Below are 20,774 nucleotides of genomic sequence, written 5' to 3' on the forward strand. Positions count from 1 at the left end.
AAACCCCGCTCGACTTGCATGTATTAGGCACGCCGCCAGCGTTCGTCCTGAGCCAGGATCAAACTCTCCAATAAAGTATTGAAAAGAGCGATAAGCTCATTTTGAATCTGACGAGATATAATTCTCATGGTTTGCCGTTACTTTCGTAACAGCGATACTCACTCGTTGTTCAGTTTTCAAAGATCAAGCATTTCACTTCATCGCTTCAGTTTGTCGCATCAGCAACTTTTATATCTTATCACAGCCACTTATTAAATGCAAGCTTTTTTTAAACTTTCTTTTCGCTTGCTACCCAGCTATGAACCAGCTCAATTGGCCGGAATAAGAATATACCACATAACCAAGTTAGTTAGCAAGTGTTTATTTAAATTAATTTTATTATTAGTTCCTCATAATTAATCTCTACATATTATACACAAAAAAAGCGTCCCTCCATTTTGGAGAGACGCTGCTCACTTTATTACCCTTGGCTGCCCACCAGTACATAACGAAGGATAACCAGCACGGCCAATACCCACATCATCCAGTGAATATGATATTTCTTCCCTGTCTTATTCGCAGCCAGGTTAGCCACCACGGCCAAGATCACATACGTGACGATCCCGAAGGAGATCCCGTTAGCGATATTGTAAGTGAACGGCATGATCACGAAAGTCAGGAATGCCGGAATCGCAATAACCATATCCTGAAAATCAATATTACGAATCGACTGCGCCATCAGCACGCCTACAATAATTAAAGCTGCAGCCGTAGCTGAACCTGGAATCAATGCGGCAATGGGTGCAAGGAACAATGCAAGCAGGAAGCATACGCCTGTCGTCACAGCTGTCAGACCTGTACGTCCGCCTTCAGCCACCCCCGCTGCACTTTCAACATACGCTGTCGTTGTGGAAGTCCCCATCATGGCACCACCGGCAACTGCTACAGCATCTACGAACATGGCTTTGCCAACACGTTTGCGTCCTTCTTCTTCATTATCCATGATGCCTGCGCGCTGCGCTGTACCTACGAGCGTACCGAAGGTATCAAACAGCTCTACAAAAGTAAAAGTAGCAATAGCCGAAATAATTCCTGTGTGCAGGATACCTTCCCAGTCAAAGGACATAAAGTTCAATTGGCTGAAATCAGGCGTCCAATGAGCATCCTTACCGGAGAGCGTACTGAAATCTACAGCGCCCATCAGCATGGCTACAACCGTTGTACCCAGGATACCAAACAGGATAGCCCCTTTCACACGCAGAACCATCAGAATAGCAATCAGGATCAGACCAATCAGGGCGAGCTGCACATTGGTGTTCTCCAGGCTGCCCAAGTGAATTACCGTTTCAAATGAAAGGACATCAGTCAGCTTGTGAGCCGGAATATCGCTTCCCGCTTCAACGCCAATCGTCATCAATCCACTGTTTTTCAGACCAATAATCGTAATAAACAAGCCAATACCTACTGTAATCGCATGTTTAAGGCCATCAGGTACAGCGACAAGAAGGATTTGTCGAACCTTGGTTACCGTCAGCAGAATAAAAATCAAACCGGAGATAAATACCGCCGTTAAGCCCATCTGCCAGGTAAACGGGTGATCCGAAGTGGCCGATGCAAGAATAACCGATGCAAAATAAGCGTTAAGTCCCATGCCTGGCGCCAATGCCACAGGGAAGTTAATGAACAATCCCATTGCAATAGTGAAAATACCTGCTGCAAGCGCAGTTGCCAGGAAAACCGAGTACCAACCCATCTCGATCTGGCCAAAAGCAGTCAGCGTGTTCGGATTGACCGAGAGTATGTAAGCCATCGCCATGAACGTGGTAAGGCCCGCCATAATTTCGGTGCGTACGGTAGTTCCGTTTGCCTTGAGTTTAAAAAACCGCTCCAAAAAAGATTCCCCCTAATAAGATTCTGTTCTGTCAAACCAAAAATAGCCGGAACCTGAGCAGGCACCGACGTTAAAAAAGATATATCCACTAACGAAAGGAACAATACCTCTCCCGTTACTGGATTCTCTCTCACATCGTAGCCAGGTCATTACGGTGACCGTGTAGAAACTCCCGGGCCAATTCCCGGGATTATACGAAGAAAATATGCTTGATTGCTTTTTCATTTTAGGGCGGCACCTATGAATTTGTCAACATAAAAACGAACATTGTATGTAATATCCATGAAATCGTTCGCATATGAGCTATAAAAAACACTTTTTCGCTCTTTTTGCCCACCCAATCCGTGTATGATCAACTTAATTTTCCCAAATCCTCTGTGCTTTAGCTATCTAAAATGCTCTTATGCTATTATGGCCTGCTCCCGCAAACTCCATGCTATACAAAAAAAACCCCGTCCAAAATGGACGGGGGTTTTTCAGCAGAAAACAAGGGGATTACTCCCACTCAATCGTTGCAGGCGGTTTGGATGTCACATCATAGACGATCCGGTTAACGTTGTCGACTTCGTTGACAATGCGAACCGAGATTTTCTCCAGCACATCCCAAGGGATACGTGCCCAGTCTGCAGTCATGCCGTCGATGGAGGTTACAGCACGGATACCTACCGTATAGGAATACGTACGTGCATCACCCATAACGCCGACACTCTTCATGTTAGGCAGCGCCGTAAAGTACTGCCAGATTTCACGATCCAGGCCCGCCTTCGCGATTTCTTCACGCAAGATGTAGTCAGAATCCCGAACAATTTGCAGTTTCTCTTCCGTCACTTCTCCAAGCACACGGATAGCCAGACCTGGACCTGGGAAAGGCTGACGCCACACGATTTCTTCAGGCAGACCGCACTCCTCGCCCACTTTACGGACCTCGTCCTTAAACAGCGCGCTCAGCGGCTCAATCAGCTTGAACTTCATATCTTCAGGCAGACCGCCTACGTTATGATGCGATTTGATCGTGTGTGCCGTAGCTGTACCGCTCTCTACGATGTCCGTGTACAGAGTACCCTGTGCCAGGAATGCAAAGTCGTCAAACTTGGCAGACTCTTCCTCAAACACATAGATGAACTCGTTACCGATAATTTTACGCTTCTGCTCCGGATCGTCGACACCGGCCAGCTTGGACATAAAGCGCTCGCGTGCGTCAATTTTGACCACTTTCATATCGAATTTGCCGACAAACGTCTCCATTACGCTCTCAGCTTCTCCCTTGCGCAGCAGGCCGTGATCGATGAACATACAGGTCAATTGGTCGCCGATGGCTTTATGAATAAGCATAGCTACCACGGAAGAATCCACACCGCCGCTCAGTGCGCACAGTACCTTCTGGTCGCCCACTTTCTCGCGGATCTCACGAATCTGGTCCTCGATGAATGATTCCATGGTCCAGTTTCCTTCACAACCGCAGACTTCGTACAGGAAGTTACGAATCATCTCGTTGCCCTGCACAGAGTGACGAACCTCAGGATGGAACTGTACCGCATACAGACGGCGTTCCTCGTCGCTCATGGCTGCTACAGGCGCGCTCTCTGTACCTGCATCCAGTTTGAACCCTTCCGGCAGGCCTGTAACATGGTCACCATGGCTCATCCATACCGTTTGACGGGCTTCCAGACCTTTGGCCAGAGCTGCTCCTTCATTAAATACTACATCCGCTTTACCATACTCACGCTTGTCCGCCCGTTCTACCTTGCCGTTCAACTGTTGTGCCATCAGCTGCATGCCGTAGCAGATTCCGAAAATCGGAACGCCCAGATCGTACACCGCTGTGTCTACATGAGGTGCATTCTCCGCGTATACACTGGATGGTCCTCCAGAGAAGACGATGCCTTTCGGCTGCAGTTCGCGGATTTTGTCAGCCGGTGTATTGTACGGCAGCAGTTCGCTGTATACTCCCAAATCCCGGATTCTTCTTGCTATTAACTGGTTGTATTGTCCTCCGAAATCCAGAACAACAACAATTTCATTTGGCTTATTCATTACCGTGCCTCCCTCAATTATTGGATTCATTATACGAAACGACAATTCGTAACGTCAAGGAAGGGAAGGACCTGGCATTCATGACAACCGAGCTTGGGCAATTCATCCATCCTGGCAATTACCATTATCAACCCCACAGATCGGAATAGTGTTATTTCCAGAAATGAAAGCTCGGATGATCGCCGCTCTACGTCTCAGAACAAGCGGCTCGCCAGACGCAGACACAGGCGCAGAAATGCCTGTGTCTCCATGCGCCCGGGATGCTCGGGCGCATAAGCCAGCCGCTCCCACGCCTCGGCGAAGCGGCTGATGTCGCCCGCATGCTCCGGCCTGCGGGCAGCCAGCACCGCCGCGTACTCCCGCGGCGTCTGGCCCGGTGCCCTTGCCCCGCAGCGGCGCGCAAGGGCAGCCCAGACCGTGACGGCGGCGCGCAGCAGCCGTTCACGGTCTGGAAAGCGGCTGCGCGGCCATGCCAGCAGCAGCCCAAGCTGCATGGCGGTGCGCAGCCGCCATGCGTAAGCGCCCGCAGCAGCGGCGAGCAGCAGCCCCGCCATGGCGGCGGCTGCCTGCAGCGGGCGCTCGGCGGCGGCAGTGCCCAGCTGCCGCAGCATATGCAGCGGCGCGGCGGCCCATGCCGCGCCTGCGCGGGGCTGCAGCGGCTTGCTCGCAGCCTGGCCAGCAACCGCCCCCGACAGAGCAGGCTGCGCCTGCGTTGCGGCGGCAAAACCGGGCGTGGCTTCGAAGGGAAGCCAGCCTACGCCCGGAAAGTACACCTCTGCCCACGAATGGGCATCCGCGGTTGTCACCTGATAATGACCCGGCTGCTGCGGGTCAGGTGTCCCCGGCGCGAACCCCTTGGCCCAGCGGGCCGGGATGCCCTGACTCCGCAGCAGCACGACGAGGGCCGTGGAGAAGTGATTACAGTATCCTTTCTTCGAAACGAACAGGAAATCATCAACAAAATCACGGCCGGTCGGCGGCTGTTCCGTATTTAGGGTGTAAGAATAATGTTCGTCAAGATAGGACACTGTCGCTTGGACCGCATCATAACGGCTGCCCGCTCCCTGCATAATCCGGTGTCCCAGCTCCCCGATCCGACCAGGCAGGCTGGCTGGTAGCTGGGTGTACTTGGCCAGGATAGACGGCGGATCATCCCCTGCAGCATGACGAAGCCGTTCTGCACTGCGGTCAGGCACCAGCACATCCATCCGGTAGCTCCGGATATCCGGGGGAAGCAGCTCGTCCCCCAGACGGACCAGTCCAGAGGAGAGGTTCTGCTCAAGCGCGGGGTTCACGGACTGTTCACCTGATGTTCCGGCCTGTCCGGTTTTTTCGGGTGACGGAATTTCCGGGTTCTTCTGGCTTGCCGGGAGCCACTGCATGGAAACAGGTACTCCCCCTATGAATAAGGGTTCGTGAGGCAGCGGCTGGCGATGAAACGTGATGGTCTGGCTTACCGTGTGCCAGAGGCGGCTGTCCATAATCGCTGTGTCCTCCGGTATTGCACTGCCCGGCTGAATCGTCTGGTAGTTTTCTCCCTGCGAATTCCATTGTCTCCCGTCATACCAGCTCCGATACTCTCCGCGCCAATAAGCGGGCAGAGGGCTGACCGCTTCAAACAGAGGCCGATCTTCCTGCATCAGCGGCGCCCCCAGCGGAGTGTCCTCACTGCCATAGCCGGTGACAGCCGCCGGCTGTGATGGCTCGAAATCAAGATCTGTCCAGCTGCTAACACGGGACCAGACACGTTCAAGGGACAAGTTGCCCGCCGATTGATGAGGCAGAATGCCAACCGCGGCGGTCCCCAGCAGCAGGAGCAGGACAGCAGAAACAGCAGTCCCCGCTGACCAGCGCACAAACGACGCGCGGTCCTCATAAGAGGGGTCTGCAGAGTCTGCTGCGAGCCATAGAATGTTCCTCCTCAAGATTCCCTGCAGCAGAATTCCCCAGAGCACGACTCTGCCCACAGGCCAGAACATGTCAGGTCCCGAGAGGGCCTCCAGCAGGAGCAGGTAAGCCACTGTAGCTCCAGTGAATAAGAACAGTGTCAGACGATACAGCATGAGCCGCTGCACCGAGGCGACCATCAGGCCCCAACCTGTCAGCATGACCAGCAGTCTCGTCTGGCTGCTGAACCTCATATGCGGGTCTGCTGCAAGCCAAGAGAGCAAATCGCTCCATAAAGCCTGACCCTGGTCATGCAGCCAAGCGGCAGGACTTCCGCTGCCAGTCATGACATACAGTGCAGCTGTCAGAATAGCCACCCTCAACATAGCCCCTGTCTTCGCAGGTACAGGCAGGAATCCAATAGCAAGGAGAAGGACCGTCAGCAGGATCCAGCAGGCTTTCAGCCATGTCTGTTCTCCCCCCGTCATCACTCGCCCTGTCATTGCCTGCAAGGGCTGGAGCCATTCCAGGCAAATTCCCATCAACAATAAGCTCCACGTGATTTTGAGGATCAGCGGGTCGCTTTTAGTGGAAGTAGGTTCCTGCATGAGAATTCACCTCCGTCCACAAATCAGCCAGTCTTCCATTCGAGCGAGAGGCATTCTGCAGAGAAGGCGGAAGGACAGGCTGCGGCGGCAGCTCCCTTACCGCTACACCTGCGGCTGACAGCTGTTCCATGCGCTCCTTTGCAGAGGAAGTGTCCTTATTTTCCGGAAGGGGGAGTCTGTATATAGCGGTTACGATGCCTGATGCCGCCAGCCTCATGGCTGTGTCGGCCGTCGCCGTATCCAGGCTGCCTGTCAAGATGACCGTACTCCTTGACTGCGTCGGAAAGCCCCGGGATGCCTCATACCATTCATGATTTGTCATGCAGACGTCCCCCGGCTGAATGACGGCCAGCTGCTGCTGAATATCTCCAAGCGTCTCTCCACGCCGGAATACGGGCTTTAGAAAGGGCTGCCCGATGGCGTCCTCCATGTCCCTGGAGGGCCACATCTGCTCAAGAGAGAGCGCAATTCCTGCAGCTTCCGCCTGGACAGCCCAGCCGGCGGCGGCGGAGACAACGGCTTCAAATCCGGGATGGAGCATACCTTTGCGGTATCCCGGATAAGCGGCGGGATCCAGATTCAACAGAATCTGCAGCTCCTGGCCCTGTTCAGGCTCCGGAAGCCGTGTATGCAGACTTCCCCTGCGTGCGCTGCCTTTCCAATCGAGCCGGTTCAGCGGATCTCCCGATACATATGTACGGACTTGTCCTTCATACTGGCTGCCTTTCCATCTCGGCTCCGCCGTTATGATCCCTTCCGGAGCGCGAGCTCCAGCCAGACCAAGGCTCTGCTCCCCGCCAAAGCTTGGCGTTGGCAGAACGGTAAACGAAACCTCGACGGGCAGCGTACGCTTATGCATAAATCCTCCGAGGTATCCGCCCCAGTACAGCTCCGTCATCCGAATAGTGTGCACACCGCGCTGCATGGACGTCAGCGTGTACTCGTAAGTGAATTGCCGCCTCCAGCCGGGCAGCAGCAGGTGACGATGGAAATCCTCGTCCAGGACATCCTCAACGATCAGCCACGGCAGCGGCAGCCAGGAGCGAAAGTTCAATTGCACCTGCACCCTGTGTGCAGGTTCTGTCTGGCTTCCCGCAGGATGGATCAGATGCTTGAGCTGAACTGTGCGCGGCCCCCCCGTCCACGAAATCATACCGCCGGCGATCAGCAGACAGGACAGCACCGTGAGAAGCAGCAAAGCTGCTCCGCCGTGCCAGAGGTAAAATCCGTACAGACCTGCCGCCAAGCATAACGCCAGCAGCCACCGCCAAGCCCCGATCATGCCTTCGCCCCTCTTCCGCCATAGCCGGTTAAAGGCATCCGGACCGACGAAATAAGTTCTTCCACTAATTCTGCGCCCCGGCTCGGCCCAGGATGAATGCCATTAAACTGCAGACGGTGGACCAGAACCGGCTCCGCCATGTCTTTCACATCGTCTGGTGTCACATAGTGGCGTCCCTGCATGTAGGCTGCCGCCTGGGAGGCACGCTGCCAGGCCAGTGTGCCGCGCGGACTGAGTCCAAGTGCGATAGCCGGATGCGTGCGTGACAGGACTGCGGCTTCAACGAGCGCACGCTTGATGGAATCATCCACGTGCACCGTCATCACCTGACGCTGCATGACCGCAAGCTCCTCTGCCAGTATGACCGGTTTAATGCGCTCAAGTGCCTCTTCACCGTGTAGCCGGCCCAGCATGTCGAATTCCTGCTCCGGATCAGGATATCCCATGGCAATCTTAATCAGGAACCGGTCCATCTGCGCCTCAGGCAGACGGCAGGTCCCTTCGAACTGCAGAGGATTCTGAGTAGCAATCAGGGTAAACGGTCTGGGCAGTTGATAAGTCGTGCCGTCCACCGTCACACGCCGCTCCTCCATTGCCTCCAGCAGAGCCGACTGTGTTCGGGCTGATGCCCGGTTCAGCTCATCACCCAACACCAGGTTTGCCCACAGCGGGCCGCGGCGGAATTCGAAATCACCGGTCTTTGGATGGTACACCGAACATCCCGTAATATCTGCGGGCATCAAATCCGACGTAAATTGAATCCGGCCGAAGCTGCAGCCGAGGGCTGCTGACATTGTTCGTACCAGCATGGATTTGCCGACTCCAGGCACATCCTCTAGCAGCACATGGCCCCCAGCCAGCATCGCAATTAATGTCAGCCGGATCTCGCGCCTTTTGCCGACAATCACCCTCTCCACCCGATTCAAAATCTGCTCCAGCAGCTCCGGTGCGTTCCGGTAATCAAAAGAATTGGCTGCATTCATTCTGCTTGCCCCTCCCTATCCGTTATCCATCCGCCTTACAGTGTTGCTGCTTGGCAGAAATCTAGTAGCAGTGTTGCCGGATAAGAGAGTAAATAGACATAGACCTGCTTAGAAAATAGAGATTTCCTGTGCCTTAACCCGGCGCGCCTCCGGACCGCTGTAGATTCCGGTAATCTGGTAGCCGCTCTTCTCCAGCAGCTCGCGCAGCGGAAACCAGACAGTTTCCCCAATAAGAATCGAATGACGAAGCGAAGCGGGGGCTCCCTCTCCCGCCGCCCTCACTAGGGATGCCGTCGGGTCATAGGCCGCCCGCATGGCATCCGACTCCAGTACGGTAAAACGCGGGGTGCCAACAGGGATGATCAAACGAGCATGGCCAAGCCGGGTCTCTACCTCCTGCCCCGAACGGTTCCATGTAACGGTTCCTCCCAGCCGTTCGACGGTCTTGCGCAGCGGCACGACATACTGTCCCCGTTCAATCCTGTACTCACCGGGCTGTAATTCAGTAGTGACCGCGCCGGCTTCGATCGTCAGACCTGGACCCCTTGCGAACAGCTCTGCATTGGCCTCCACGTTCGCTTTCACCCAGCCGGCATCAGGCGGTAGCCGCTTGTAGGGCAAGGAAGCTGCCACCCGGAACTGTACCGGCTCCTGTTCTTCGCTTAATATACCGAACTGATATCCGGCAGAACGGTAATGCTCGATAATCGCAGGCAGTGCCTTCACCGTCTCCCTGTGAGCCCCGCCGTCGTGCATCAGCAGAATGACATCCCCCCGGACTGCAGATGACAGGGTTGCATGACTCTTGATCTCTGCTGCCGGTACGTTCCGCCGAGCCGAATCCCCGCTGTCCACATTCCAGTCGAACACCTGGTAACCGCCTTGCTTCAGCAAATTGAAATAGGTATGATCGAAATGGCCATAGGTCCCGCCAGGCGCACGCACCAGGCTGGGCCGGCTGCCTGTAATGGATGTAAGTATTTCTTCTGTCTGCTTGATCTGTTTCCAGAAATGAACGAATGAGTCGTACATCTCACTGTATCTATGATTATAGGAATGATTTCCTATAGCATGTCCTTCTTCATACACCCGCCGCACGAGCTCGGGATAACGTTTGGCCTCCTGTCCAACCATGAAGAAGGTCGCTTTTACCTGATAGGTATGTAAAATATCAAGAACTTCTCCTGTATACTTGCCGGGACCGTCATCGAAGGTAAGGTACACGATTTTGCCTGTTGCAGTTGACCGGTTTCCCGCCTCAGACGCTTCAGCCGCCTGCAGCGGGAACGTTCCCATAATCATCAGAAGCAGCATACACCAGATTGCTGTGCGTTTGCCTATTTGGTTCCGATTTGCGGCCATGATTCTCTACCTCCAACATTTCGATAAGTTCCGTTTTCTGCTAGAATAAGGATTTGTTAGGCCTTTAGCGAAAACGAATTTAATAGATTATATGGAGGGCCTTCCGTAAAAAGACTATAGTAACGCGCTCTACCTTAATAATATTTCTATTGAATGCAACCATCCTATCGGTTGTTATAAGCCTGCCTCCGGTATTATTAGGTCAGGACTAAGCAGGTCATCAGGAGTGTGAACGTTGTGGAATTGCTGAAGTGGATGGAGCAATTATTTTATAATTACGGTTACGGTGTGCTGTTCTTCGGCCTACTGCTCGAGTTCATTGCACTGCCCTTTCCGGGAGAAACAACGATGGCTTACGCCGGATATCTCTCTTATAAAGGTTCGCTGGAATTTATGCAGCTGATCGGTGTCGCTTTTCTCGGGACAACTATCGGCATGACCATTACCTATTTTATTGGAAAAAAGGCCGGTCTCCCTTTCATCGAGCGTTTCGGCAAGTGGGTGTTTCTTAATCCAAGCAAGCTGGAGAAAACACAGCTGTGGTTCCGAAAATACGGTTACGGTCTGATTTTCATCGGCTATTTTATACCGGGTGTCCGCCACTTTACAGGCTACTTTGCCGGCATTATAGCCCTTCCTTTCAGAAAGTTCATGCTATACGCTTACAGTGGTGCATTGCTCTGGGTCATCCTGTTCATCAGCATCGGCAAAGTATTCGGCCCCCAATGGAGCGCTGTATTCCAGCTCGTTGAGCATTTCTCCGTGCGTGCTGCAGCTGTTCTGGGCATCCTTATTGTCCTGATCCTCCTGTACAAGTACCGCAAGCCTCTGTTCTCCCGGCGTAAGGGGAAGACCCGTCAACGTTCAAACTGACACACCTTATACAGGAAAAGCAGTCCCTGAAGCGGGACTGCTTTTCTGCATCAAGTGCATATTTCGGTTTACTCTGCTGCCTGTTCCAGCTGCTGCACGGTCGCGAGCGCTTCCTCAATGTGGCCTTTGACCCGGACGCCGCGCCACTCCCGAATCAGTTTACCTTCCTCATCAATCAGAAAAGTCGAGCGGACGATGCCCATATAGGTTTTGCCATACATCTGCTTCTGCTGCCAAACGCCATAGGTCTCGGACACACGATGATCCTCATCCGACAGCAGGTCGAACGGAAGCCCGTATTTCTCGATAAACTTATGGTGACGGCTGACCGGATCCGGGCTGACACCCAGAATAACGGTATTCAGATCACGAAACTCCAATTCCCGATCCCGGAAATCACAAGCCTGTGTAGAACAGGTTGAAGTGAGATCTTTGGGGTAAAAATATAAGAGAATCTTTTTCCCCCTGTATTGGGACAGCTGTACGTCATCCCCGCTGCTGGAAGGCAGCGTAAAATCCGGTGCCAGTTGACCGAGAGTTAATACCATATCTACTTCTCTCCCCTTCTATGACCCATAAGCTGCCGAGATTCCGGCAAAAGTCGAAAATTGATTGTATTACGAAAAGAAATTATAATGGAGTCTATTGAAAAGCTACAATAGCTTGTTCCCAAATGATATGGATGCCGTCTCTTTATACCAGCATTTTGTAATGGAAAGGAAGAACACCGGATGACGAGAAAGACCAAGAGAACCCTATGGACGGTTCTTGGCGTGGTGGTTTTGGGTATTATTATTTTTGCGGTTTATTACTTTGGCTCGATCTATAATCAGCTTCAAGGTCTTCAAAAAACAGGCGAGGATTCCCCTTTCCATAGTATTGAACAGGTTGAACAGGTTAAAACCCCTGATCCTCCAAAGTGGGAAGGCACGGAAGTTGTCAATGTTCTGTTGATGGGTGTCGATGCACGCGGCTTCAGCGAGGGAGAAATCCCGCGTTCCGACAGCATGATGGTTGTTTCCCTGGACCCGGTGAAGAAGAAGATCCATCTCTTTTCCATTCTGCGCGATACGTATACCGACATTCCGGGACATAACAAGGACCGGATCAACACCGCAATCACACATGGCCCGAATACGGCAATGAAAGCGGTAGGCGATCTGCTGGGACTGAACATTCAGTACTATGTCTACACCGACTTCCAGGGCTTTATTAAATTGGTGGACTCGGTCGGCGGCGTCGATTTTTACGTGGAGAAGGACATGAAATACCTTAGTAACGCTGACAATCACGAGTATGACATTAACCTGAAGGAAGGCATGCAGCACCTGGACGGAACAACCGCCCTGCAGTATGTTCGTTTCCGCCACGATGCTTTGTCCGATTTCTCTCGGACCGAGCGCCAGCGTGATTTCCTGAAGGCCGTAGGGGATAAATTGCAGTCAACGACCTCCATTGCGAAACTTCCCACGATCCTGGAAGCGGTCAGTCCTTACATTGACACCAACCTGGATGTATCGGATATGTGGAAACTGGCGAATGTGGCTTATCAGAGCAGTATGAGCAGCAGCGAACAGATTCCACCGATGAACCAGCTCGTGGAGGAGAAGATTGGCGGCGCACAGGTCATTACCGTCAAGAACCCCGAATCGCTCAAGCGGTACATCAAAAAGCTGTATCAGACTCAGGATCCGGTTCATGTCTCCAGCGATGGCAGCAGCAGTACGGTTGCCGGTGAAGATGGCAGTACCTCTGAGAGCAGTGCTTCAACCTCATCCAAAAATGATAATTAATTCAAACAGGCAGCCTGCGGGCTGCCTGTTTTTGATTCGATTTAACGATCAGCCCTGCCGGTTGGTCTAAAATTGTAACAGAGCTGGTCGTCCGCTCAGGCGGAAACGTGTATACTGGTACATGGTGCAAACGATGCTCTGAAAGCTGGTATCGTTCATGATCAGGATGAATTCGGCCATCAGGCAGATGCCGCATTCCATAAACGAAAGGATGTAAAATTATGAATCGCAAACAGTCTTCGCTGTTATATACAGAAGCCTTGGAGCATATTGTCGGCGGCGTGAACAGCCCTTCCCGTTCATTCAAAGCGGTCGGCGGCGGGGCTCCGGTATTTATGAAGAGAGCTCAGGGAGCTCACTTCTGGGATGTAGACGATAATCGCTATATTGATTATCTCGCAGCATATGGACCGATCATTACCGGCCATGCTCACCCTCACATTACCGAGGCTATTACGAGAGCTGTTTCCAACGGTGCCCTGTACGGAACGCCAACCGAGTTGGAAATTCAGCTGGCACGCATGTTGAAGGAAGCCATCCCTTCCATGGATAAGGTCCGCTTCGTAAACTCGGGCACTGAAGCTGTCATGACTACCATTCGGGTGGCTCGTGCTTATACCAAACGCAATAAAATCATCAAATTTGCCGGCTGCTATCACGGACATTCGGATCTTGTACTGGTAGCTGCTGGCTCAGGGCCGTCCACGCTGGGCATCCCGGACAGTGCAGGTATTCCGACCAGCATCGCAAACGAAGTCATCACCGTTCCATTCAACGACCTGGACGGGCTGCGTCAGGCTCTGGAGCATTGGGGAGATGACGTAGCTGCAGTTATGGTTGAGCCGATTGTCGGCAACTTCGGTATGGTGATGCCGAAACCAGGCTTCCTGGAAGGTCTGTGCCGGATGGCACATGACAACGGATCACTCGTGATCTATGACGAAGTCATCACTGCTTTTCGTTTCCATTATGGCTCCACACAGACCTATGCCGGCCTGGAGAATCACGATGCGATCCAGCCGGACCTGACGGCGCTGGGCAAGATCATTGGCGGCGGCCTGCCGATCGGTGCCTATGGCGGCACCAAACAGGTCATGGAACAGGTCGCACCGCTGGGACCCGCCTATCAAGCCGGTACCATGGCAGGCAACCCAGCCTCCATCTCAGCCGGTATCGCCTGCCTCGAAGTTCTGCAGGGCGAGCGAGTATATGAAGAGATGGAACGTCTCGCTATTACGCTGACAGAAGGTCTTCAATCTTCAGCAGATGTGCATGGAGTTCCTCTGACCATCAACCGGATCCGAGGTGCCTTCTCCACCCACTTCTGCGATCATCCGGTCACGAATTATGACGAGGCACAGGATACGGACGGTGAAGCATTTGGCGAGTTCTTCCGCCACATGCTGGACCGCGGCATTAATCTGGCGCCTTCCAAATACGAGGCCTGGTTCCTGACAACAGCTCATACCGATGCGGATATCGAAGCTACACTTACAGCAGCTGATGAAGCATTCCGTCTGATGGCTCAAGGTAAATAAGAAGCAATACATCCGCTGCCGGATATATACGCCTGCAGCGGATGTTTTTTTATTTGACAAAGAAAATGATAATCATTATCATTATACTGTCTGTACACCATGAACATACTTACACTCAACGATATGCCCTTCCGACAAGCGCGAAGTGCAGAAAACATACATAGGGGGATTCCTTCATGAAACGTAAGCATAATATAAAACTGATTGTCCTCAGCCTGACACTCATGGCCCTGCTGCTTGCCGCTTGCGGCAGCCAGAGCACCGGCACGTCAGATCCCGGCAGCAGCACTGGCACTGGTACCGTGTCACAAGATACGCCTGATGCTGCAGAGCAGACTGTCAAGGATGCCATGGGACATGAGGTGAAGATTCCCGCCCATCCGCAAAAAGTGCTGGCTGCCTATCTGGAAGATCACCTGGTTGCGATCGGGGTCAAACCCGTGGCACAGTGGGCTATCGGAACGACAGTCCAGAAATACCTGACCAGCGAGCTGAATGTTGTGCCCACCATCGAATGGAATTTGCCGCCTGAAGCAGTAGCCGCTGCAGCGCCGGATCTCATCATCGTCGGCTCACAGGCCAGTGTACAGAAAGGCTTGTACGAGCAATACAGCAAAATTGCCCCGACTTACGTACTGGGAGATGAGATCTTAGCCGACTGGCGTAAGGCACTCACTACAATTGGCGAACTGCTGAACAAATCCGATGAAGCCGCCAAAGCCATCCAGGATTATGATCAGAAGGCCGCCGATGCCAAAGAGAAGATTCACCAGGCAATCGGTGACCAATCGGCTGCGATCCTCTGGCAAATCCAACAGCAGCTGTACATCGTGGAACCGACACGCACCAGCGGCAACGTGCTGTATGGTGATCTGGGCGTAAAAGTTCCAGCTTTGGTGGCCTCCCTGCCCGCCCCGGGCGCGACCTGGGAAGCTATTTCGCTGGAAAAGCTCGCGGATCTGGATGCAGACCATATCTTCCTGATTAATGCTGACGGTGTCGGGCAAGCCGCCAAAGGCACCGAAACGGCCCTCTGGAAAAACCTGAAGGCTGTCAAGGAAGGCCATGTACATGAACTGGCGGATCAAGGCAACTGGACGGTATCCGGTCTGGTCGCCGGTGAGAAGACCATGGAAGAAATTGTGGGCGCACTCACGAAATAAACCGCTGCTTCCCTAAGCAGGCATCTGACTTTGTGCAGATGCCTGCTTTTTTTGACTGCTGCCTGTCTCCTTCTCTTCGGACAAGTGCTACAATGTGTAAATTTATGCGATGATGAAGAAGAGTACGTGCAGCAGAGGAACGCAGAGAGCCAGGGGATGGTGCAAGTAGTATTACTTGAAGACAGCTGTTTAAAAGTGATTCAAAATAAGAACCCCTCCTCAGCCATTGCTGGCTGCAGGAGGGGTTCTTGTTACAAGTTCTATTCGTATTAAGGATTGATAAATACCGTTTTGAGCTTGGCATCATACTGCACGTCGAGTCCCAGGCCCACGGCCAGAACTTTCAGCGGAACATAGGTTTTGTCCTCCTTGCCCACCTTATTAAGGAACGCCGGACTGCTGACAGCCACCTTCTGGCCGTTCACCTGCACGGTTGGCGCGCCCATCTTCACCACAACCTGATCGCTGCCGTAGGTGATGGTTGCGCTCGCTGTTTTGTTATCCCATTTGGTGGTTGCCCCGATCGCATTCACAATGTCCTGAATCGCTACATAGTTCTCATTTTTGCGCAGAACAGGCTTGTAGGGCGTCTGCAGCATGTTGCCTTTGACGATAATGTTCATCGGCTGGCCCGTATCAGGCGCTGTCAGCTTCCGGTATTCTCCCCAGATAGTCTCAGAGAACACCTTGGCAATGGCATCGTATCCCAGCTGGTTCGGGTGAATATCACTTGACAGAATGTGGGTCATCGTGAGCTCGCCGCCAACAAATTCCTTGGCCACATGGGCAATTTTCACGTTAACACCCTGCTGAACGGCATCCGCAGCGATTTGATCTGCAGCCCGCGTGAGCAAGCCTGCTGCCTGCTGCAGCGTATCATACAGCGCCTTGCCTGCAATGGCGGGAACCGGCTGATATTGATCAGCCAGCACAATTTCCGCGTCTGGATTGAGCTGATGCAGTGTGCCGATGACGGAAGATACATTAGCTGAATAAGTGCTCAGCAGTTCCTCAACCTTGGCCCCGACCGCAGCGCTGTCCATGCCGGAAGCAGACTGGGTCAAGCTGCTGACATCATTGCCCCCGATGGTCAGTACGATTAAATCCGCTTCAGCCAGCTTGGTTTTGGCTTCCGGAGCTAAGGCACCTACGCTGTTGGCCCGGGGATCTGGCAAAGCCGGCTGGATCGCTTCACTAGATATAACCTGTCCGGATGCGATTGCCTGTACATAGTTCTTGAGGCCATCCGTCTTCAGACCAGCAATAGCGTAGTTGGCTGTACGGGTACGTCCGTGGAGCAGCCCCTGCTCCTGCAGACGGTCCACATAGCCGTAAGGCACGCTTTTGCCCGTCTCCTGGCCGAGCCCCGGCTCAAATCCTACGGTAATGGAGTCTCCCAGTGCGACAATATGATATACATCGGCTTTGGCTGCCGCCGCCGACGCCTGCCCTGTGAATGCGCTGCCTCCCAGTGTACCGAACAGCACCGTGCTGAGTACAGCAGCTCCAGTCCAGGCTTTTAATCTATGTTTCCAGTTTACGTTCATGATGAACTCCCTTCTGCTTGGCATCATTTTCAGCAATCAAATCTTACCATTTTCTGCTTACCCAGCATAGAGGAGCATGAAGACTCATATCAAAAAAACCCCTGAATGTTCATTCAGGGGCCTCAGGTTTATTCACTGCATTACATATACAGTTGTGCCGGCTATTTGGAATCCGGTCCGGACCTATGCTGCTCACCAGGTTCTTGGGAAGAATCATATTTGTCGTACCGGTTATCCAATTCCTTGGCTATACTGCGATACCTGCGGGTCTCTTCCGCAATGGGATCCAGCTGGGTCTGAATGCGAATCTCGTACCGGGGAGGCAGCTCTTCCCGCTGGCGCTCTTTCACGTCTTCCTGCTCCATCTCACCTTCTGTCAGCAAATCATGAAGCTTGCGCTCGAGTTCTTCCGGATGACTCATATTCATTCACTCCTTGTCCATAGAATCGGATTAGTAGATGTACTCCTGCTAACTACTCGATGCCGGTAGTTCCCTCTTGCTTCAATATCGCGGCCAGCTCATCATGAATTGCGCCATTGGAAGCTAGCACGTGACGGACCGACAGCTCGTAAGGCTGTCCCGCAGTATCCGTGATGGTTCCTCCCGACTCCTGAACCATAATGGCACCAGCTGCGATATCCCAGGCATTGAGGCCCACTTCACAGTAAGCGCTCAGTCGTCCCGCTGCAATATAAGCCAAATGCAGTGCCGCAGAACCGCCTGCGCGCAGGCTTCGCACCTGAGGGATCAAGGCCTGGGCGGTCTTCATATTCAGCGGCATGGCAAAATTGCGATCCGGCGGGAAGCCGGTAGCCACCAGACTCTCGGCCAGGGTTTTCTCGCCGGAGACCGCCATCCGGTTGCCATGGACATAAGCGCCCTTGCCCTTCTCCGCGACAAACATTTCATCCCGTGACGGGTCATAGATTACACCGATAATGACTTCTCCCTTATGGGCCAGCGCAATAGACACGCAGAAGAACGGAAAACCGTGAACAAAGTTGGTCGTACCGTCAACCGGATCAATAATCCAAAGGTATTCCTCCTCGCGGGCAGCCTCCAGCGCTCTGGACGATGCGTCCGCCCCAGGCTCGACGCCTTCTTCCCCCAGAATGGCATGGTCCGGAAAATAGGTCATAATCAAACGGCGGATCATCTGCTCGGCTCCCTTGTCCACTTCGGTGACAAGGTCCTGCGGGGATTGCTTGGTCGACAGCTCTTTCACCGTGCCAAGCTTGCTCTTGATCCACTCACCCGCTTTGGAGGCAGCATTGATCGCTACCGCGGTATAGCTTTTGCCAGATACGACATATGGAACCTTTTCATCGTTTGCCAAAGCATTCACTCTACTTTCTGTATCATGTTTCAGCATTGTATATAATGCCTGCTAGAACTAGCATTTCTTACTGTTTAGTATACACCTGAAATGCAAGATTTGGCTCTCTTAATCCCCCCAAATCCTGACGTGAAAGGCCCTTTTTCACGGCTGGATCTCGATACTGGCTCCATCCAGCACCTTCACGCCGTCACCTGCCAAGCCTTTGAACTGCTCCATCAAACCGAACAGGGCCTCATCCTTCCGTTTGGCCTCAATCATGACATCAAGCCGGGGTGTATAACCCGATATTTTGCGCAGAAAAGTGAGAAGCGGCTCCAGGGATACTCCGTCCGCATGACCGCGGGGATCCTTCTCGCTCTTGGGGCTGGAGACATGGATTTTGGGCGGGAGCGGCTGATCCGGACTTGAATCGGCTTGCGCAAGCGGAGACTGCCAGGTTTCGAGGACACCAGGCCAAAGCTCCCAGGGCTGCTCGCCCTCGTTGTTCACCCATTGATGATGGATATCCAGCACCATAGGCAGCCCTGTATGGCGGCTGACCTCCAGGGTCTCCACCGCATTAAATGTCTTATCGTCGTTCTCCAGTGTCAGCCGTTCCTGTATGGAACGGTCCAGTCCCGCGAAGTTCTCCTCGAACCGGCCGGCAGAAACAGGCTTATTCCCGTAAGCCCCACCAATGTGAATGTTGTTCTTGGATGATGCATTCAGCCCCATAGCGTCCAGCATTCGAACATGATGTTTCAGGTCTCGAATCGAACTCTCCAGTACCTCCGGGCGCGGCGTGCTCAATACCGTAAAATGATCCGGGTGAAAGGAAACCCGCATCTGATGCTTCCGTACGAAGTCCCCTACTTCCGCAAATGAAGGCTGCAGCGCCTGAAACGGGTCCCAATCCTGCAGATCCCCATGTGTAGCAAGCGGGATAAGCTTGGATGAAAAGCGGTATACCTGAATATCGCTGGCCAAATTGTGACGAAGCAGGCGAAGTGTATTGTGCAGGTTATCCGCCGCAATCCGTTCCAGCTTGCGGATCGCCGCTTCACGATCACCAATCTTGTTAAAGCTTGCCATAGTCATCGTTTTGGAGGGCGAAGCATTCTCGACGATGACGGACATGGCAACATAACCGAATCTTACAATCATGCCGTTCATTCCTTTCCTGCGCTGATGTCAATTATCTATGAACTGTATGTACCCGGATGGGGGCATTTTACACATTAGAGGATTGGAAAGGTTGTCCGGGATCATGCCAAACACCGGGTATACAAAAAGGGGAGTTATCCTCCCCTTCGTCATCCGAACTTATACGCCGTTCTCGTAAGTCAATGCAGCCCGCGCTGTATAACGCTCCAATGCAAGCTCAATCATACGGTCAAGCAGTGCTGCATACGATAACCCTGTCTCTCTCCAGAGAAGCGGGTACATGCTGTAAGGCGTAAAGCCAGGCATCGTATTCACTTCATTAATCAAAATGCTTCCATCCGACTTGCGCACGAAAAAATCGGCGCGTGTAATGCCGCTGCCCTCAATCGCCCGAAAAGCATGAAGAGCATATTCCCTCAATTGATCGGCCACTTCTTCATCAAGCGGGGCAGGAATCAGCATCTGGGATTTGCCGTCCGTATATTTGGCAGCGTAGTCATAGTATTCCCCGGAAGAGACAATTTCACCCGGAACAGAAGCGATAGGCTCATCATTACCTAAGACACTGACCTCCACTTCGCGGGCTTCAATAAATTCTTCAACCACGATCTTCAGATCAAAGCCGAGCGCGTAGTCCACGGCCTTGTTCAGCTCTTCGCGGTTGTTCGCTTTGGAGATTCCGACGCTGGATCCCAGATTCGCCGGCTTCACAAAGCACGGATAGCCGAGCTCCCCTTCGATCTGCTGCAGCATCTCGCCGTGATTCTGCTTCCACTGTGTAGAGTTGAAATAGCAGTACTTCCCTTGGGGGATGCCCGCTTGGGCAAACAGCTTCTTCATAACCCCTTTATCCATGCCTGCGGCGGATGCCAGAACACCAGCTCCCACGTAGGGAAGGTCCGCCATCTCGAACATGCCCTGAATCGTACCGTCTTCACCAAAGGTACCGTGCAGGAGCGGGAACATAACATCGATGACCTGATTCTGACTGCCGTACAGCTTGGCAAAAATCGTATTCAGCGCTTCCTGGGTACCGGATGCCTGTTCCAGCTTCAGCTGGTCCACTGTCTTGAAAGCTGCATGGAGTACACTGCCCTTGCGCCATTCTCCCTGCTTCGTGATATAAAAAGGAATAATCTCGTATTTCGTAAAATCAAATGCATTCATTACCGCGTATGCGGTCTGCAGTGATACTTCATGTTCACCTGATTTGCCCCCGTAGACAAGACCTACGGTCAATTTCTGCTGTTCCATGCCTAACCTCCGCTTTCTGTCTGATACTGCTGCTGCCGGCTCTGTAACGATTTCGTCCAGGGATACCAGCGCCGCCTCAAATTTGGCTTCGTGCCG

At 52.9% G+C, this 20,774-nt stretch carries 16 protein-coding genes, 1 rRNA gene and 1 riboswitch; of the genes, 4 read left to right on the forward strand and 13 right to left on the reverse strand.

Translation table 11 applies throughout. The features are described from left to right. The 7 genes from Q5741_RS17720 to Q5741_RS17750 all read right to left on the reverse strand — a co-directional run. Positions 1-74, reverse strand: a 16S ribosomal RNA gene (locus Q5741_RS17720); the annotation flags it as partial. 386 nt (positions 75-460) lie between these two features. Continuing rightward, a complete protein-coding gene (locus tag Q5741_RS17725; RefSeq protein WP_305025455.1) occupies positions 461-1,870 on the reverse strand; it encodes an NCS2 family permease in 1,410 nt (469 codons plus the stop codon). A gap of 118 nt (positions 1,871-1,988) precedes the next feature. Next, a riboswitch (purine riboswitch) is annotated at positions 1,989-2,088 on the reverse strand. Positions 2,089-2,365: 277 nt separating this feature from the next. Next, positions 2,366-3,904 (reverse strand): glutamine-hydrolyzing GMP synthase, encoded by a 1,539-nt coding sequence (gene guaA, locus Q5741_RS17730; RefSeq protein WP_305025456.1) that lies wholly within the window; start codon positions 3,902-3,904, stop codon positions 2,366-2,368. Positions 3,905-4,098: 194 nt separating this feature from the next. Continuing rightward, entirely contained in the window at positions 4,099-6,399 is a 2,301-nt protein-coding gene (locus Q5741_RS17735) for a DUF4129 domain-containing transglutaminase family protein (protein WP_305025457.1), read from the reverse strand. Beyond that, a complete protein-coding gene (locus tag Q5741_RS17740) occupies positions 6,377-7,681 on the reverse strand; it encodes a DUF58 domain-containing protein (RefSeq protein ID WP_305025458.1) in 1,305 nt (434 codons plus the stop codon). Before Q5741_RS17740 ends, Q5741_RS17735 begins: the two co-directional genes overlap by 23 nt. Next, a complete protein-coding gene (locus Q5741_RS17745) occupies positions 7,678-8,664 on the reverse strand; it encodes an AAA family ATPase (RefSeq protein ID WP_305025459.1) in 987 nt (328 codons plus the stop codon). Before Q5741_RS17745 ends, Q5741_RS17740 begins: the two co-directional genes overlap by 4 nt. Before the next feature lie 108 nt (positions 8,665-8,772). Then, positions 8,773-10,026 carry a polysaccharide deacetylase gene (locus Q5741_RS17750; RefSeq protein WP_305025460.1) on the reverse strand — a complete coding sequence of 418 codons (1,254 nt, stop codon included), beginning with the start codon at positions 10,024-10,026 and terminating at the stop codon, positions 8,773-8,775. Between the two features lie 237 nt (positions 10,027-10,263). Between Q5741_RS17750 and Q5741_RS17755 the strand changes: the two genes are divergently transcribed. Beyond that, positions 10,264-10,899, forward strand: coding sequence for a DedA family protein (locus tag Q5741_RS17755; protein WP_305025461.1), 636 nt, complete (start codon positions 10,264-10,266; stop codon positions 10,897-10,899). A 68-nt stretch (positions 10,900-10,967) separates the two neighbouring features. On the opposite strand, the gene bcp is transcribed toward Q5741_RS17755, so the two are convergent. Next, a complete protein-coding gene (gene bcp, locus Q5741_RS17760; protein ID WP_305025462.1) occupies positions 10,968-11,447 on the reverse strand; it encodes a thioredoxin-dependent thiol peroxidase in 480 nt (159 codons plus the stop codon). A gap of 183 nt (positions 11,448-11,630) precedes the next feature. On the opposite strand from bcp, the gene Q5741_RS17765 reads away from it, so the two are divergent. The 3 genes from Q5741_RS17765 to Q5741_RS17775 all read left to right on the forward strand — a co-directional run bounded on the left by Q5741_RS17765 (position 11,631) and on the right by Q5741_RS17775 (position 15,393). After that, on the forward strand, positions 11,631-12,692 hold the full coding sequence (locus tag Q5741_RS17765; RefSeq protein ID WP_305025463.1) for an LCP family protein: 1,062 nt from the start codon (positions 11,631-11,633) through the stop codon (positions 12,690-12,692). A gap of 221 nt (positions 12,693-12,913) precedes the next feature. Next, positions 12,914-14,230: a glutamate-1-semialdehyde 2,1-aminomutase gene (locus Q5741_RS17770; protein ID WP_305025464.1), complete on the forward strand. Its 1,317-nt coding sequence runs from the start codon at positions 12,914-12,916 to the stop codon at positions 14,228-14,230. Between the two features lie 176 nt (positions 14,231-14,406). Continuing rightward, positions 14,407-15,393 (forward strand): ABC transporter substrate-binding protein, encoded by a 987-nt coding sequence (locus tag Q5741_RS17775; RefSeq protein WP_305025465.1) that lies wholly within the window; start codon positions 14,407-14,409, stop codon positions 15,391-15,393. Between the two features lie 269 nt (positions 15,394-15,662). On the opposite strand, the gene Q5741_RS17780 is transcribed toward Q5741_RS17775, so the two are convergent. The 5 genes from Q5741_RS17780 to Q5741_RS17800 all read right to left on the reverse strand — a co-directional run bounded on the left by Q5741_RS17780 (position 15,663) and on the right by Q5741_RS17800 (position 20,678). After that, a complete protein-coding gene (locus Q5741_RS17780; protein WP_305025466.1) occupies positions 15,663-16,940 on the reverse strand; it encodes a stalk domain-containing protein in 1,278 nt (425 codons plus the stop codon). Between the two features lie 161 nt (positions 16,941-17,101). Continuing rightward, positions 17,102-17,362, reverse strand: a complete 261-nt coding sequence (locus Q5741_RS17785; protein WP_305025467.1) for a hypothetical protein — start codon at positions 17,360-17,362, stop codon at positions 17,102-17,104. 52 nt (positions 17,363-17,414) lie between these two features. Next, on the reverse strand, positions 17,415-18,314 hold the full coding sequence (locus Q5741_RS17790) for an inositol monophosphatase family protein (RefSeq protein WP_305025468.1): 900 nt from the start codon (positions 18,312-18,314) through the stop codon (positions 17,415-17,417). Between the two features lie 108 nt (positions 18,315-18,422). Beyond that, entirely contained in the window at positions 18,423-19,424 is a 1,002-nt protein-coding gene (gene uvsE, locus Q5741_RS17795) for a UV DNA damage repair endonuclease UvsE (RefSeq protein ID WP_305025469.1), read from the reverse strand. 159 nt (positions 19,425-19,583) lie between these two features. After that, entirely contained in the window at positions 19,584-20,678 is a 1,095-nt protein-coding gene (locus Q5741_RS17800) for a D-alanine--D-alanine ligase (protein WP_305025470.1), read from the reverse strand. Between the last annotated feature and the right edge of the window lie 96 nt (positions 20,679-20,774).

The organism is Paenibacillus lacisoli, assembly GCF_030580655.1.
GTDB classification, from domain to species: domain Bacteria; phylum Bacillota; class Bacilli; order Paenibacillales; family Paenibacillaceae; genus Paenibacillus; species Paenibacillus lacisoli.

What these genes read in the sequence shown, in the direction of transcription:
- guaA (WP_305025456.1), bottom strand. Translation starts at nt 3,904, where the DNA reads ATGAATAAGCCAAATGAAATTGTTGTTGTTCTGGATTTCGGAGGACAA.
- Q5741_RS17735 (WP_305025457.1), bottom strand. Translation starts at nt 6,399, where the DNA reads ATGCAGGAACCTACTTCCACTAAAAGCGACCCGCTGATCCTCAAAATC.
- Q5741_RS17740 (WP_305025458.1), bottom strand. Translation starts at nt 7,681, where the DNA reads ATGATCGGGGCTTGGCGGTGGCTGCTGGCGTTATGCTTGGCGGCAGGT.
- Q5741_RS17745 (WP_305025459.1), bottom strand. Translation starts at nt 8,664, where the DNA reads ATGAATGCAGCCAATTCTTTTGATTACCGGAACGCACCGGAGCTGCTG.
- Q5741_RS17750 (WP_305025460.1), bottom strand. Translation starts at nt 10,026, where the DNA reads ATGGCCGCAAATCGGAACCAAATAGGCAAACGCACAGCAATCTGGTGT.
- bcp (WP_305025462.1), bottom strand. Translation starts at nt 11,447, where the DNA reads ATGGTATTAACTCTCGGTCAACTGGCACCGGATTTTACGCTGCCTTCC.
- Q5741_RS17765 (WP_305025463.1), top strand. Translation starts at nt 11,631, where the DNA reads ATGACGAGAAAGACCAAGAGAACCCTATGGACGGTTCTTGGCGTGGTG.
- Q5741_RS17770 (WP_305025464.1), top strand. Translation starts at nt 12,914, where the DNA reads ATGAATCGCAAACAGTCTTCGCTGTTATATACAGAAGCCTTGGAGCAT.
- Q5741_RS17775 (WP_305025465.1), top strand. Translation starts at nt 14,407, where the DNA reads ATGAAACGTAAGCATAATATAAAACTGATTGTCCTCAGCCTGACACTC.
- Q5741_RS17780 (WP_305025466.1), bottom strand. Translation starts at nt 16,940, where the DNA reads ATGAACGTAAACTGGAAACATAGATTAAAAGCCTGGACTGGAGCTGCT.
- Q5741_RS17785 (WP_305025467.1), bottom strand. Translation starts at nt 17,362, where the DNA reads ATGAGTCATCCGGAAGAACTCGAGCGCAAGCTTCATGATTTGCTGACA.
- Q5741_RS17790 (WP_305025468.1), bottom strand. Translation starts at nt 18,314, where the DNA reads ATGCTGAAACATGATACAGAAAGTAGAGTGAATGCTTTGGCAAACGAT.
- uvsE (WP_305025469.1), bottom strand. Translation starts at nt 19,424, where the DNA reads ATGATTGTAAGATTCGGTTATGTTGCCATGTCCGTCATCGTCGAGAAT.
- Q5741_RS17800 (WP_305025470.1), bottom strand. Translation starts at nt 20,678, where the DNA reads ATGGAACAGCAGAAATTGACCGTAGGTCTTGTCTACGGGGGCAAATCA.